A 13178-nucleotide genomic window follows, 5' to 3' on the forward strand; every position below is an offset into this window, starting at 1 on the left:
CCCCGCCTCATATCCAAGATAGCCCCACATTCAATACAACCTTGGCTCTGACAACTTTCTATCCTCATAGCTGGTGTAAGAGGAGGTTGCTATGGCTAACCGTTCGTTTGACCTGCCAATTCAACTTACAGGTTTTGATTTTGATATTGCCGCTTTGTTTTTACTGGCGCTGAAAAACTACAATGGTAGTTCGGGTATCGTTCAATTTGGTGAATTTGCCCGTTGCCTGAGTGCAGATATCAGTCTTGACTACAAGCGGCAGCGGTTTGATGTTGCGCTTGATCGTATTACAAGCCAAATACTTGCAGGTAAGCATCATTGCCATCATCAGCCCGTTTTTTCCTCATTGTCTGTGGACATGTTTATCTCATCTGCACTGGGTCTAGACAGCAAGGCCACTATTACTTTCAATGACTTTATCGCCAGTGATATTGAAAATCATCGCCGAATGCTGCCAAGTTTATTGCCACTCATTCAAACAGATAGCGTTGGCTGTATCGCGCTATATTGTGAGCTCGTTAGCCGGCCAGATAATACCGATATAAAAACGGTTAAAAGGCTTAGATTGGAGCAAATATTGGTGGTCAACGGCGAGGCGTATTACAGCTGCATCAAACAGGAATACCTGATCCCTGCGCTTAAGTCGATTTTATCGGTAACCGGGCAGCGTTTTGAAATAGCGAGTGAAGTGAAATCTAACGACACGACGCAAGCTGTGGTGTTTAAAGAGATACGAGCCTGATGGTTCAGAACACTTATTCACTGATTTAAAAAGGGAATAAATTTGTTGTTTTAACTGGCTTTAATATTTTTTGGCGCGAATTGATAAATAACCAAAAGAGAGGGGAATTATTGTAATGGCATAGCCGAAAACGAAGAGGAGCTGTGCTATGTCTCATCAGTTTAACCAATACCGTCAATTACTTAACCAATCATTTGATCACGCTGTGGCTTACCTAGAGTCATTACCTGAGCGTCCGGTTGATAAGCATGTGACATCCGATACATTGCGCCAGTCCATCGGTGGTGAATTGCCTCTCACTTCAAGTTGCCCTGGTACCGTGCTTAACCAACTCGCTGTTAATGTGGAGCAAGGGTTGATTGGCTCAGGAGGATCGCGATTTTTTGGCTACGCCATTGGTAGTTCATTCCCGGTTTCCATGGCAGCCGATTGGTTGGTCAGCGCCTGGGATCAGAATGTCCCTTATTATGTTTCTAGCCCATCAATGGCCATTGTTGAAGAAACCGCAGCTGAGTGGGTATTGGAATTACTTGGCTTGTCCAAACACGCTGGCCTGGGCTTTACCTCTGGTGCACAAGAAGCCATCTATACCGCGTTAATTACTGCGCGTAATACCTTGTTGCAGCGTGCTGGCTGGGATGTGGCAAAACAAGGACTATATGGCGCTCCGCGTATTCAGGTTGTAGTAAGCGATCAGATCCACTCGACGATCAAGCGTGCCCTGTCGATGATCGGTGTTGGCCTTGAAGATATCCATACTATTCCAACCGACAACAACTTGAGGATCATCGCCGATCATATCCCTGACGTAATGTCTCGCTGCGATGGGCCAACTCTGGTTTGTGCGCAAGCCGGTTGTATCGACTCCGGTGCCTTTGACCCGTTTGATGCACTGGCAGATGCCGTTGAAAACCACCCTAATGCTTGGCTGCATGTAGATGGGGCTATTGGACTGTGGGCGGCAGCGAGTGACAAGCAAAAGCACCTTGTTAAGGGTATTGAGCGGGTGGATTCCATCGATACAGACGGCCACAAGTGGTTCAACATGCCTTATGACTGTGGCCTGGTGATTGTCAAAGATGCATCGGCGTTGGCACGTGCCATGGGTGGCAGCAACATGGGTGACTACCTCAATGATGCTATGGCCAAGCCGGATCGTAACGCGATTAACTTTGGTATTTCGGCATCACGACGTGCCCGTGGGGTGCCGGTCTATGCGGCAATTAAAGCCTTGGGTAAATCCGGTATTGCCCAGCATCTTGATAACTGTTGCGAGCTTGCCCAGCGCATGGCTGATAAGTTACGTGTAGTAGAGGGGATCACCATCCTTAATGATGTGGTATCTAACCGCTTCTCAGCACAATTCGGCACTGGCAATGAGGAACAACGCAATCAGCTCACTGAGCGTGTGGTGCACCGCTTGCAGCAGGAAGGCTTCTGTTACCCATCTACATCTGGCTATAAAGGGTTAAAAACCATGTTGTTCTCGGTGTTGAGTTGCCATACCGACCAGCAGGATATTGACCGCTCTGCCGAGCGGATCATCGCGGCATTTAACATTGAGCGTGGGCTTTTCAACCAAGAAAATCAGCGGGCACAAACTAAGGCGGTTGAGCATGCTGAATGCTGAATATCACTTGTAAATTGTGGGTTTTAATTGTCTGTGATGGGAAAAGAGATGAAAGTATTAGTTAAAAATGCCGCCTTGTTTGACGGTGAGAACGAAGCGTTACGCCATGAATGCAGCTTGCTGGTGGAAGATGGTGTAGTCACTAAAATTTACCAGTATGAAGCCGTGTTCGAAGAGGTTGATCAAACCATTGATGCCGCAGGCTACACGGTAATACCAGGGCTTATTGATGCCCATACGCATATTGCGCTGTCTGACAGCTTCGACAAGATAGACTTGATGAGCTCGGAAGAGGTCGCCATCCGCTCGACCGTGATTGCCAAGGAGATGCTTGAGCGTGGCTTTACTGCGGTGCGTGATGTCGGCAGCAATTGTTATGGCTTAAAGCAAAGCATTGATAATGGTTTTGTGCCGGGGCCGAGGATCTATCCGAGCTATGCAGGGATTTCCCAAACTTGTGGTCATGCGGACTACCGCCAGAACCGCGTGCAGCGCTCTAACTTCAACCAAGGGATTGAAGATTCCAGCTTTATGCGTCAGCAGCACCTGATCTTGGCTGATGGGGTGCCAGAATGCCTGAAGCGTACCCGTGATCAGATCTTCAAAGGTGCGTCGCAGATCAAAGTCTTCGGCGGAGGTGGCGCTTCATCTTTGTTTGACCCGCTAGATACGATCCAATATACCCGCGATGAGCTACGAGCCATCATAGAGACGGTAACCAACTACGGATCGTATGTTTGCAGCCATATCCATGCCCAGCCTGCGATGAAGATTGCGGTAGAAGAAGGGGTGAAGTCACTTGAGCATGCCACTTTTATGGATGACGAAGTCGCCAGCATGTGCCTTGATAAGGATGTATGGGTAGTGCCGCAATACGCGACTGCAGAGCTGATTGCCAATCGCAAGATCCCTTTGGGTAGCGAAATCTTATACCAGAAGACGGAACGTGTTGGTAAAGGTTTGCTCAAGCAGGCTGAGCTAGTGGATAAATACGGCCTGAAATGTGCTTTTGGTACCGATTTGGTAGGGACGCCGGAAGTTCATGCCAAGCAGAATATGGAGTTCTCGGCACGCAAGAAGTATTTCGGCTCGTTTAGGGGGATCAAGCAGGCTACATCAGATACTGGTGAGCTGCTGAAAATGTCCGGGCTGCTAGATCCGTACCCAGAGGGCAAGCTAGGAGTTCTGTGCCAAGGCGCATTTGCAGACATGCTATTTGTTGAGGGTAACCCAGTAGGTGACCTCGATATTTTGGCTAACCCTGACAACATCAAAGTGGTGATAAAAGGTGGGGTGGTATACAAAGACACTAGGGATCATGAGTTGAACAGATAAACGGCGTAAGGTTAAGCCGGTAAAGAAAACCGCTCACTATATTAGTGAGCGGTTTTTTGTTAGCTATATACCCAAGCTACTTCAAGATACCGGATTCAGAGGTAACTTGGATATAGCTATATTGTTATGACACTTTCAGCTCTCGGGTTTTCCATAGCGAGCCGACAATTGCCGCGCTGATGGCTAGCACGATCACACCCAGAGAAACCGGTGTTGGGATCGCGTAGCTGGTTTCCATCAACAGCATCTTGATACCGATGAAGCTCAAGATGAACGCCAATGCTGGGCGTAGGTAGCAGAAACGGGTCAGCATGCCTTCCAGTACAAAATACAGCGAACGCAGGCCAAGTAGCGCGAACACGTTAGCGGTCATCACCAGGAACGGCTCTTTGGTAACGGCGAAGATGGCCGGGATAGAATCCAGTGCGAACATCACATCGGTCAGCGCAATCACTGCGATCACAATCAACAGTGGCGTCGCGATCCAGCCCTTGCTGTCTTTGACGAAGAACTTATGGCCCTTGTATTCATCAGATACCCGGAAGCACTTTTTCACCAAGCGCACTGGCAGTGACTGGGAAAAGTCCTCTTGTTCTTCTTCGTCTTCACGCCATAGCTTGTAACCGGTGTACAACAGGAATGCTGCGAATACATACAAGATCCAGTGGAACTGGGTTAGCAGTTCTGCACCTACGGCAATCATAATTGCACGCAAGATAAGCGCACCCACAACACCAAGCATCAGCACCCTAGGGCGAATCGATTCAGGCACGGCAAATTGACTGAAAATCAGAGCAAAGACAAACAAGTTGTCGACACTCAAAGATTTTTCCAGCAAATAGCCGGTAAGGAAAGCCGTCGCTGCTTCGCTGTTGGTGTAGCTACTCTCTGGCGCCATCAGCGGCCAGTATAGGTAGATAACGACATTGAAGGCCAAAGCCAACACAACCCAGAACACACTCCAAAGTGCGGCTTTTTTAATGGTGACTTTGCCACCGCGGGTTTGGTATAAGTCCAACGCCAACATAAAGAGGGTTAGAACAGCGAAGCCTTCATAGCTTAAAAGGCTCATAGATTACTCCTTTCACGATCGAGTGCGCGAAAGGGACAGGATCAGGGGAGACCAGACCTTTCGCGCATTAATGTCACGGGCTACCTCGCTGCGGTTAGGCAAACAAAGATAACCCTGCACAGATGTGCATGATTAATGGCGTTGGTCTCGTCAGGATGGTGTAGGGTTGGTGCTACAAATCCACCCTCGGCTGCCGGAAGCGTAAGGCTTCGAGATGACGACAGACGAACAATTGGTGACTACTCCCCAAAGCAGGCGCATTCTAAAAGCAAATTTCTCAATGCGCTAGTGATAATTTACACCGATCACATAAAAAATAAATTCCTTATACAAAATAATCTTTAACGTATTGATTAAATGGCACTGATTGGGCTCTGGATAAAGGGGGTACCGGTCAAATTCACGTTTTTATCAAAACACATTAAATCAATCTGTTTGTCATAAAGCCTTCACAGACGGGCGCTAATTTATCGTCATTACTTTGGTCTATACCAAATTAGGTGGTGAATAATGCTCAAGGACAATGATAACTTCCAGCCATATTGGTTTGCCCAGGCGATGGGAGTTGAAGTATCAGCTCAACCCAATGTGCTACAAAATGATATCCAAACCGATGTCTGTATCGTCGGTGGCGGGTACACTGGTCTGTGGACTGCTATTAATCTCAAGCAACAGCAGCCAGACCTAGATGTTGTTGTGATCGACAAAGGGCTTTGTGGCAGTGGGGCTTCTGGCCGAAACGGTGGCTGTATGCTTACCTGGTCGACAAAATACCTATCGATGAAAAAGCTCTATGGTGAAGAGAAAGCTGCTAAGTTGGTAGCGGCCTCAGAGCAAGCCATCTATGAAATCGAAGCGTTCTGCAAAGAGCATGAGATAGATGCCCAGCTTCGTCGTCATGGCACCATATATACCGCGACCAATAGTGCCCAAGAAGGTTCGATGGAAGGTGTGCTCGCGGCATTGGACAAACAGGATATCAATAGCTGGCAAGCGTGGGAAAAAGACAAAGTCCAGCTTGATGCTGGCTCCTCTGTCCATAGCGAAGGCTATTATTCACCGGCTGCGGGTAGCGTTCAGCCTGCAATGCTTGCCCGGGGCCTTAAGCGTGTTGCCGAGCGGTTGGGGGTAAAGGTTTATGAAAACACCCCGATGGAAGATATCAACACCGAAATCCCCATCACTATAACCACCCCGCAAGCGGATATCTTTGCCAAGAAAGTGGTGCTGGCACTCAATGCGTGGATGCTAGAGCAGTTCCCTGAGTTCAAGCGCAGCGTGGTATTAGTCTCTTCTGATATGGCGATCACCAAACCTGTACCAGAAAAGTTAGACGCGATGGGGCTTAAAGACGGCAAGACAGTCGTCGATTCGCGTACCTTTGTCCATTACTACCGCTCTACGCCTGATGGCAGACTGATGCTGGGCAAAGGCGGCAACCATTTCTCATTTGCCAACCGTATTAGCAAGCTATTTGACCAGCCAAGCCGTTACCAGCCATTACTTCGGCGCTCATTCGACCGGTTCTTCCCGTCGTTGGCAGACCAATCATTTGCCACCACGTGGACGGGGGCGTCGGATCGCTCGGTGACCGGAATGCCGTTTTTCGGCCAGCTCAAGCAGAACAAAGACATTGTCTACGGCTTGGGGTATTCCGGGAACGGTGTTGCACAAACTTGGATTGGCGGAAAAATCCTATCTTCAATGGTGCTTGAGCAGCAAAACGAGTGGACTGAATGCGGTTTGGTATCAGGCCCGAAAGGGTACTTCCCGCCTGAGCCTATTCGCTGGACAGGTGCAATGATGGTACGCAATGCCATTCGCCGCAAAGAAGCCGCGGAAGATGCTGGCCAAAAACCATCATGGCTAGATAAACAGTTGGCTAAGTTTGCCGATGCAGCTGGTAAAGCCGACAAAGGGTAAGGCGGCTTGCACTTTCTCACCAGATGAAAATAGGTAAAGAGCCTGAGGGCTCTTTATTTGATCATAGCCAAGTAACTTGTTTAAAAAGACATAACTTGTAACACAACCTGCTATTTAACGCTTCCCAGTTTACAGTCGCAGATTATAATGTCCTGAGTGTCCATATTGGGTAAGTTGTATGTTGATTAGGCGTCTTTACACAATTTGTCTGCTTGTTTTATTGTGGTGTGCAAACACTGCGATAGCGCAGCCTATTGAGCCGTTTAATGACAAGGTGACAAGCCCGGCTGTTGTAACTGATTACATTGGTCATTCGAGCCATCTAGGTCACTTAAACCACTTAACCCAGCTAATAGGGGTTCCATGGCAGTGGCCAGTTCAAACCACAAATGTGGTAACCATTACTCAGGACGACGATCGCTCTGTCTTTGATGAAGGCCATGAGGCCTACTTCTTTAATGCGCTAAGGCGGATAAAAAGCGTTGACCACTATGCGGGGATGGGCGTCAAACCCGTTTTCTCCCTTGTATTTGAATTTCACTCTCCTTCCTACTTATCTCGCGCGTTGAAGCCAACGGCTTTACCCCCTCTGCAATCGCACTGGGTTGGGAACATCCCCCACAACCATAACCGTCTTTCCGGCTGGAAAGAGGGTAACTTGCTCTATAGCCACCGTTTCGGCTAAGTCGTTAGTTCATATCTAAATCTTGTTATTTGAATTTATCAGTAGCTGATCTTGCTTGGTCGCTACTGCGTGTTACAGGCTCTTTGAGATAAGAGCTTTAGAAAACAAAGGTATGACAATGGAACGTACTTGGACTTCTCAGCAGGTAATAAGTGCATTGTTGAACTGGTGGGTGATTGTCTTGGTTGCGATCGTCTCTCTACTTGTTCTTTTTAATTGGCCAGGCTCATCTATTAGCCATTCATCGGTGCTAGTCAATGACTACATCCACAACGTATTGGCTGAAATGCGAGTTAACCAAGAAGGGAACCTAGCTTCCCGGATGCTAGTGGATTTGATTTTTGGAAACGCTCGCCATTAACCAAAAAGCCAGTTTCGGTTTGTTTGTTCATAGGCAGTTTTTAGGCCGGGAAAGCCGGTAGTTACATGTTGGAGTAGTATATGCAAGAGATGTTATTGGCTATATGGCATCATGATTTTGAAACCCTTCAGCAAGTGAGTTCATTGCAATGGTTTTTGGTGTTGCTGACGCTTATCTTGCTTTTGGAGTCGAGCTTTGTGTTTTTACCGCTGCCCGGTGATGGGTTGGTGTTGTTCGCAGGCGGCATGATCGGGCTGGGGATTTTAGACTTCCCAACCACAGTCGCTGCATTGTGTTTTGCTGCCACCTTTGGTGGCTTTATGGGTTATCTACAAGGAAGGGTGCTACACCGGACTCGGTTCGTGGATTGGCTCGAGCGTATGCTGCCTGATGATGCACTGCCGAAAGCTAGGCGGTTACTCAATAAATACGGCTTTCTCTCGCTGTTCATTTCGCGCTTTGTGCCTTTTGTCAGGGTGCTAACGCCAATGCTAATGGGAATTGCCAAACTGAGTGCCTGGCGCATGGTGGTGATCAGTGCAATGAGTTCGCTGATCTGGTGTCTGATCTTGTTGCTGGCGGGCAAGTGGATAATGCTTAGCCCAATGCTGAGTGAATACCAAGAACTATTGACCAAAGGGCTAGTGATGCTGAGTTTTACTCTGATGATTTCGGCTATCGTTGGTCTGGTCTATCGCTATGCTAGGGCCAAAGTTGCTCCTAAGCAGGCATCTAAGGTTTAGCTATAGCGGAATGTAAAAGCACTGAAGATACTTAAGCCTGAATACCCTGATGAGTAAGTAGAACTATATCAGAGGTTATTCAGGCTTTTTTGTTTTGACTCTTAACCCAAGAAATTATTTTGACAGTTGGGCTACCGATTCAATACAAATTGCATCGTGGCGCCAATATTCCAAGTCACAGTCAATCACGTTGTCATGCTGGTCATAGTTGAGGCGCTCGACTAACATCGCAGGGCTTCCCGCGGTTGCCCTAAGGTGCTGCGCAGTGTCACCGAGCAGGGACGTGGTACTGACACGGTAACGGGTTTTGGAGTAGATCACACCGTACTCTTCACGGTAGAGGGTAGTGAGTGAAGAGGTGAAAGACTTTTCGAGCAAGTTCGGAAAATACTTCGGCAAGATGAAGTTGGTAACCACCACAACAGGGCGTTCATCGAGAAAACGCAGGCGATCGACACGGTATACTTCCGATAAGGGTGGCACTTTGAGTAGCGAGGCAGCCCGACGGCTGGCAGGCATTAGTTTGGCATCAATCAAATCGGTACGGGCAACACGCCCTTGCTCTTTGGCCATCTGAGGGAAGTTAGTGGTGTAGGTAGGGTCATAGCTCATAGGCGTCGGTGATACAAACCAACCCCGGCGATCTTCCCGGTATAGCTTCCCTTCTGCTTCCAATAATGCCAACGATTCTCGCAAGGTTACCCTTGTGGTATTGAATGATTCTGCGAGTTTACGTTCGGCAGGTAATTTGTTACCTGCGGCAAGAAGACCAGCATCAATCTGTTCGTTGATGGCTTCCATGATTTTTAGATATTGCACAATTGACCCTATGTAAAATGCAAATTCGATTACCTTTGAATCACTATCGCCGTTAAGGACAAAAGTAATCGGACTGACATTATATCGTTATGTTGTGGTGATAACAGCTATATCACAAAAACCAGTTCATAAGTTACTGTATAAAAAGAATAAACGGTAGTAGACGTTATAGTAGTTCTATTACCGTTTAGTGAAAGCCATCACATATATGAATGCTTAGGGGATTTCGTTTAGGGTGTTTCTGATTTTTAGCGCTTACGCCACGCCTGGGTGTATCGCTCGATGAGCTGGATAGTCCCGACATGAGTCAGTTTAACCAGCGCCGCGGTGAGCAAAATCATGACCGCCATTGCCGCTGCTGGGCCTGTTTGACCAGCATCGTCCATGTTAAGTACAGAAACCGAGGCTGGCATTGTGTTGGTCGCATACAGGAAGACAATCGCTGACGTGGTGGTCATGGCATTAACGAACATATAGACCGCAATCTCCAGCACTGCAGGTAGGCAAACAGGTAGGGTGACTTTGAAAAACACCTTGTACTGCGGCATTTTGATTGAGGCTGAAATTGCCTCAACTTCCGCGGGTAGCTGCTTGAGCGCCGTCAGTGCTGTCATATGGCCGACGGTGTAGTAGTGGATCACGGTGTTGAGCACCAAGATAGCCATCGTGCCGTATAGCACCGACATTGGGTTTGCTTGGTTGTTAAAGAAGAAGATGTAGCCAAGGCCAAGTACCATTCCTGGGACAGCCATTGGGATAATGGCAATCATCTGTAGCAGGTTACGGATTGGGGCAAATGCGCGGCCTTTTTCTACACAGTACGCACCAATGAAGATAACAACGGTACCAAATACTGCGACATAGCTGGCAAGCTGGATAGAGTTGAAATAAGGCGCCCAGCCATAAGTACTGAATTGACCGAAGTTATAGTTGTTCAGGCTCAAGGTAAGGTTCCAAGGCCAGAAGGTCACCAGTGAGCCATAGACAGCCATACCGATAACCGCCAAGATACACAGCGAGATAAGGCTGCAGAACAGGAAGCACAGGCCGTCACGCAGTTTGTTCGGTTCAGGTGTGTAGGCTACGGAGCGAGAATCAAACAGGCCTTGCTGCTTTTTTTTCACCCAGCGGTCAACCGTGAAAGCCAAGATAGCAGGAACAAGCAGGATCACACTGGTCACCGCACCCATAGAGAAGTTCTGTTGGCCGACAACTTGCTTGAAGATATCCGTTGCTAAGACGTTGTAGCTACCGCCGATGACTTTAGGTACACCAAAGTCACACACTACCAGGGTAAAGACCACAATCAGTGCACTGATCAAGCCGTATTTGGCCGCAGGTAATGTAACGATAAAGAAGGTCTTGAACGGTGAGGTATTCAGTGCTTTTGCTGCCTCGTAAAGGCGTGCATCGGATGTTTTCAGTGAGGTCGTCAGGATCATGACTGCATGCGGGAAGGTCCAGAAGATCAATCCGATCGCAATACCGATTGGGCCATATACCGAGTGGCCCATAAGCATGTCTTTAGCAATACCTTGGTTACCGAAAAGATAAATCAAGCTGATAGCCGGAAGCAGAGATGGCGCAAGAATCGGCGCAGCGCCTAGGACATTAAATAGCCCTTTGAACGGCATACAGCTTCGGGTCAGGGCATAAGCGTAACCAAAAGAAAGAAAGCCAACAAAGAAAGTCACGATCAAACCAATGTTGATGGTGTTCTTTAGTGATTGCCACAAAGCTGGGGAAGAGAAGTAGTTGGCAAAGTTCTGTAGGCCAACGAACTCGCCTTGGTTGTTCAGCACGCTTTTTTGCAGCATAGCGAACATTGGGCCAAGTACGAAGATCCCCATAATGATCAACAGCATCATGAGAATAACACCCAATGTGATGTTATCTCGGCTTAGCGAGTTCTTAAATATAGTGACGCGCTGCGCTAGGCTTAGTTTGTGCGCTGGCATTGCACGCTCTTCAGAAATAGCATTGGTGATTGCATTCATGTCAGTATCCATGCTCTTTATTGCGCTTGAAAGATATGGGTGTGTTTCTTGGACATGTTCACGTAATGGAAATGACCACGTTCTAGTTGGAGTTCACGGAGTTCACGGATGGGTACGTCAACCTTTAACATATTGCCTTGATATTCGCCTTGCAGCTTGCACTCAGCGCGGACAAAGGTACCTTGGAATTCCAACTCTTCAATTTGAACAGCAAAGCTTGATTCACTTTTCTTACCTACTTCCAAAAAGTGCAGATCTTCAGGGCGCAGACCTAGCTCGACTTGCTCACCACGTTTTAATGTATCGCTCGGTTTAGGTAGCAGTGATTCGCCAATACGGATTTGGCTGTCGCTCACCACAGAAGCCGGAATGAAGTTCATATTGCCAACAAAGTCTGCGACAAAGCGGGAGGCTGGGTTCTCGTAGATTTCTTGTGGTGTACCGACTTGCTCGATAACACCATGATTCATCACCACAATACGGTCTGCCATCGCCAGGGCTTCGTCCTGATCGTGTGTCACCATAATGGTAGTAATGCCAAGTTGGCGCTGTAGGCGGCGGATCTCTTCACGCAGGTGAGATCGCACTTTTGCATCCAAAGCAGACAGAGGTTCATCAAGCAGTAACAAACCTGGTGATAATGATAGGGCACGGGCAAGGGCAACACGCTGTTGCTGGCCGCCAGACAGCTGGTTCGGATATTTCACGCCGGAGTCTGGCAAGCCGATGACTTTCAGCCAATGGTTGACGGTATCGCTAACGGTTTTGTTGTCTTTCCCCTGGTTGCGCAGGCCAAGGCTGATATTTTCAGCAACGGTCAGGTTCGGGAATAGGGCGTAGGACTGAAAGACGATACCGAAGTCGCGCTTTTCCGGTGCAAGGTAAGTTGTTTCTTTTTCGCCCTGGGTGATCTTGCCTGAAGACGCCAGATCTAAGCCGGCAATGGCACGTAGCAAGGTGGTTTTACCGCAGCCCGATGGACCCAGGAAGCAAACAAATTCGCCTTTTTGGATATCAAGGGAAATGTCGTCCAGCGCGGTAAACTGTCCATATTGCTTGCTGACATTTTCAATCTTCAGATACGTTTCCATGGTTCTAACTCACTTGAATTGGTATATACCAAACATAGTTGCAGTCAGTTACAGTTAAATGACATGGATTTTACGAAAAAAAGAAACTTCATTTCTGGAAAAAAATTTCCGCTGGTTCATACTTAACCATTTCTGAATATCGCATTCTTTTGCCATGCTAAAAAAGAATTTGATTGGGATACCACTTTTTCATCTTGTCAAATTGATATTCTTATACCCAAGCTACCTCAAGATGCAGTTTCAGCGAGAATTTCTAAGCTTATAGACAAGGCATTGTTTTGAAGATCTAGTGGCTCTAAATCGAAAAACAATAACGCGGTATAGAAGCTTATAAAACTCGCCCTTCGGGAGGGTGTCAGCGCATTCACTCCCTCGTTGAAGCTATTTGAAAGGGAATGCCATTCCTGCATAGCTTCGCCTTGGATTGAATCCGCTGGTAACCCTCTGAGTTCTGCTTCTTGAGGTAACTTGGGTATAGATCTAGACTTTTATTCTATTCTTGTATTTTTTTGATTGAGGCAAAGCATCATGGAAAGAAAAATGTTGATCCGTAATATTTCTTATATGGAACGTGAGCTGTCAGAAATGAAAAAAGAACTGGCTAAGCTAGATGCTCAAAACGAGCAGCAAGAAGGGCTGGAAAGCCAAGAGAGAATGACATCTCGTCAACCTTATTTCCAGCTTTAATACCTTTAATTTAGATATATTGATACATCACATATTTAATTAGGTATAAAACAAAAATAGCGTGACAGTATTACCGTCACGCTTAGCGAATTA

The 13178-nt window shown here is 47.4% G+C and carries 12 protein-coding genes; 8 read left to right on the forward strand and 4 right to left on the reverse strand.

What is annotated here, in order from left to right:
* Nucleotides 1-91: 91 nt before the first annotated feature.
* The 3 genes from ACXAGQ_RS24640 (at nucleotide 92) to ACXAGQ_RS24650 (ending at nucleotide 3707) form a co-directional block, all read left to right on the forward strand.
* On the forward strand, nucleotides 92-742 hold the full coding sequence (locus ACXAGQ_RS24640; protein WP_475257509.1) for a hypothetical protein: 651 nt from the start codon (nucleotides 92-94) through the stop codon (nucleotides 740-742).
* Between the two features lie 148 nt (nucleotides 743-890).
* On the forward strand, nucleotides 891-2372 hold the full coding sequence (locus tag ACXAGQ_RS24645) for a pyridoxal phosphate-dependent decarboxylase family protein (RefSeq protein WP_475257510.1): 1482 nt from the start codon (nucleotides 891-893) through the stop codon (nucleotides 2370-2372).
* A 48-nt stretch (nucleotides 2373-2420) separates the two neighbouring features.
* Nucleotides 2421-3707, forward strand: a complete 1287-nt coding sequence (locus ACXAGQ_RS24650; protein ID WP_475257512.1) for a metal-dependent hydrolase family protein — start codon at nucleotides 2421-2423, stop codon at nucleotides 3705-3707.
* 124 nt (nucleotides 3708-3831) lie between these two features.
* Here the strand turns inward: ACXAGQ_RS24650 and ACXAGQ_RS24655 are convergent, their stop codons facing one another.
* Complete coding sequence (locus ACXAGQ_RS24655) at nucleotides 3832-4779, reverse strand: TerC family protein (RefSeq protein WP_475257513.1); 948 nt, start codon at nucleotides 4777-4779, stop codon at nucleotides 3832-3834.
* Between the two features lie 510 nt (nucleotides 4780-5289).
* On the opposite strand from ACXAGQ_RS24655, the gene ACXAGQ_RS24660 reads away from it, so the two are divergent.
* The 4 genes from ACXAGQ_RS24660 to ACXAGQ_RS24675 all read left to right on the forward strand — a co-directional run bounded on the left by ACXAGQ_RS24660 (nucleotide 5290) and on the right by ACXAGQ_RS24675 (nucleotide 8491).
* Nucleotides 5290-6702: an FAD-dependent oxidoreductase gene (locus ACXAGQ_RS24660; protein ID WP_475257515.1), complete on the forward strand. Its 1413-nt coding sequence runs from the start codon at nucleotides 5290-5292 to the stop codon at nucleotides 6700-6702.
* 178 nt (nucleotides 6703-6880) lie between these two features.
* Nucleotides 6881-7387, forward strand: coding sequence for a hypothetical protein (locus tag ACXAGQ_RS24665; protein WP_475257516.1), 507 nt, complete (start codon nucleotides 6881-6883; stop codon nucleotides 7385-7387).
* Between the two features lie 118 nt (nucleotides 7388-7505).
* On the forward strand, nucleotides 7506-7748 hold the full coding sequence (locus tag ACXAGQ_RS24670) for a hypothetical protein (RefSeq protein WP_475257517.1): 243 nt from the start codon (nucleotides 7506-7508) through the stop codon (nucleotides 7746-7748).
* Between the two features lie 80 nt (nucleotides 7749-7828).
* Nucleotides 7829-8491, forward strand: coding sequence for a DedA family protein (locus ACXAGQ_RS24675; RefSeq protein WP_475257518.1), 663 nt, complete (start codon nucleotides 7829-7831; stop codon nucleotides 8489-8491).
* Between the two features lie 114 nt (nucleotides 8492-8605).
* Here the strand turns inward: ACXAGQ_RS24675 and phnR are convergent, their stop codons facing one another.
* The 3 genes from phnR to ACXAGQ_RS24690 all read right to left on the reverse strand — a co-directional run bounded on the left by phnR (nucleotide 8606) and on the right by ACXAGQ_RS24690 (nucleotide 12398).
* Nucleotides 8606-9310 (reverse strand): phosphonate utilization transcriptional regulator PhnR, encoded by a 705-nt coding sequence (gene phnR, locus ACXAGQ_RS24680; protein WP_475257519.1) that lies wholly within the window; start codon nucleotides 9308-9310, stop codon nucleotides 8606-8608.
* Between the two features lie 248 nt (nucleotides 9311-9558).
* Complete coding sequence (locus ACXAGQ_RS24685) at nucleotides 9559-11268, reverse strand: putative 2-aminoethylphosphonate ABC transporter permease subunit (RefSeq protein WP_475258065.1); 1710 nt, start codon at nucleotides 11266-11268, stop codon at nucleotides 9559-9561.
* 56 nt (nucleotides 11269-11324) lie between these two features.
* The gene (locus ACXAGQ_RS24690) at nucleotides 11325-12398 is read right to left on the reverse strand and encodes a putative 2-aminoethylphosphonate ABC transporter ATP-binding protein (protein ID WP_475257520.1); all 1074 of its coding nucleotides are present in this window, start codon (nucleotides 12396-12398) and stop codon (nucleotides 11325-11327) included.
* Nucleotides 12399-12938: 540 nt separating this feature from the next.
* Here ACXAGQ_RS24690 and ACXAGQ_RS24695 point away from each other — a divergent pair.
* The gene (locus tag ACXAGQ_RS24695) at nucleotides 12939-13085 is read left to right on the forward strand and encodes a hypothetical protein (RefSeq protein WP_475257522.1); all 147 of its coding nucleotides are present in this window, start codon (nucleotides 12939-12941) and stop codon (nucleotides 13083-13085) included.
* Nucleotides 13086-13178: the final 93 nt, after the last annotated feature.

Source organism: Photobacterium sp. ABD4_091 (assembly GCF_056160145.1).

Excerpts from the sequence above, each read along its gene's own strand:
- ACXAGQ_RS24670 (WP_475257517.1), top strand. The coding sequence starts at position 7,506 with ATGGAACGTACTTGGACTTCTCAGCAGGTAATAAGTGCATTGTTGAAC.
- ACXAGQ_RS24655 (WP_475257513.1), bottom strand. The coding sequence starts at position 4,779 with ATGAGCCTTTTAAGCTATGAAGGCTTCGCTGTTCTAACCCTCTTTATG.
- ACXAGQ_RS24690 (WP_475257520.1), bottom strand. The coding sequence starts at position 12,398 with ATGGAAACGTATCTGAAGATTGAAAATGTCAGCAAGCAATATGGACAG.
- ACXAGQ_RS24665 (WP_475257516.1), top strand. The coding sequence starts at position 6,881 with ATGTTGATTAGGCGTCTTTACACAATTTGTCTGCTTGTTTTATTGTGG.
- ACXAGQ_RS24645 (WP_475257510.1), top strand. The coding sequence starts at position 891 with ATGTCTCATCAGTTTAACCAATACCGTCAATTACTTAACCAATCATTT.
- ACXAGQ_RS24660 (WP_475257515.1), top strand. The coding sequence starts at position 5,290 with ATGCTCAAGGACAATGATAACTTCCAGCCATATTGGTTTGCCCAGGCG.
- ACXAGQ_RS24695 (WP_475257522.1), top strand. The coding sequence starts at position 12,939 with ATGTTGATCCGTAATATTTCTTATATGGAACGTGAGCTGTCAGAAATG.
- ACXAGQ_RS24640 (WP_475257509.1), top strand. The coding sequence starts at position 92 with ATGGCTAACCGTTCGTTTGACCTGCCAATTCAACTTACAGGTTTTGAT.
- ACXAGQ_RS24650 (WP_475257512.1), top strand. The coding sequence starts at position 2,421 with ATGAAAGTATTAGTTAAAAATGCCGCCTTGTTTGACGGTGAGAACGAA.
- ACXAGQ_RS24685 (WP_475258065.1), bottom strand. The coding sequence starts at position 11,268 with ATGCCAGCGCACAAACTAAGCCTAGCGCAGCGCGTCACTATATTTAAG.
- ACXAGQ_RS24675 (WP_475257518.1), top strand. The coding sequence starts at position 7,829 with ATGCAAGAGATGTTATTGGCTATATGGCATCATGATTTTGAAACCCTT.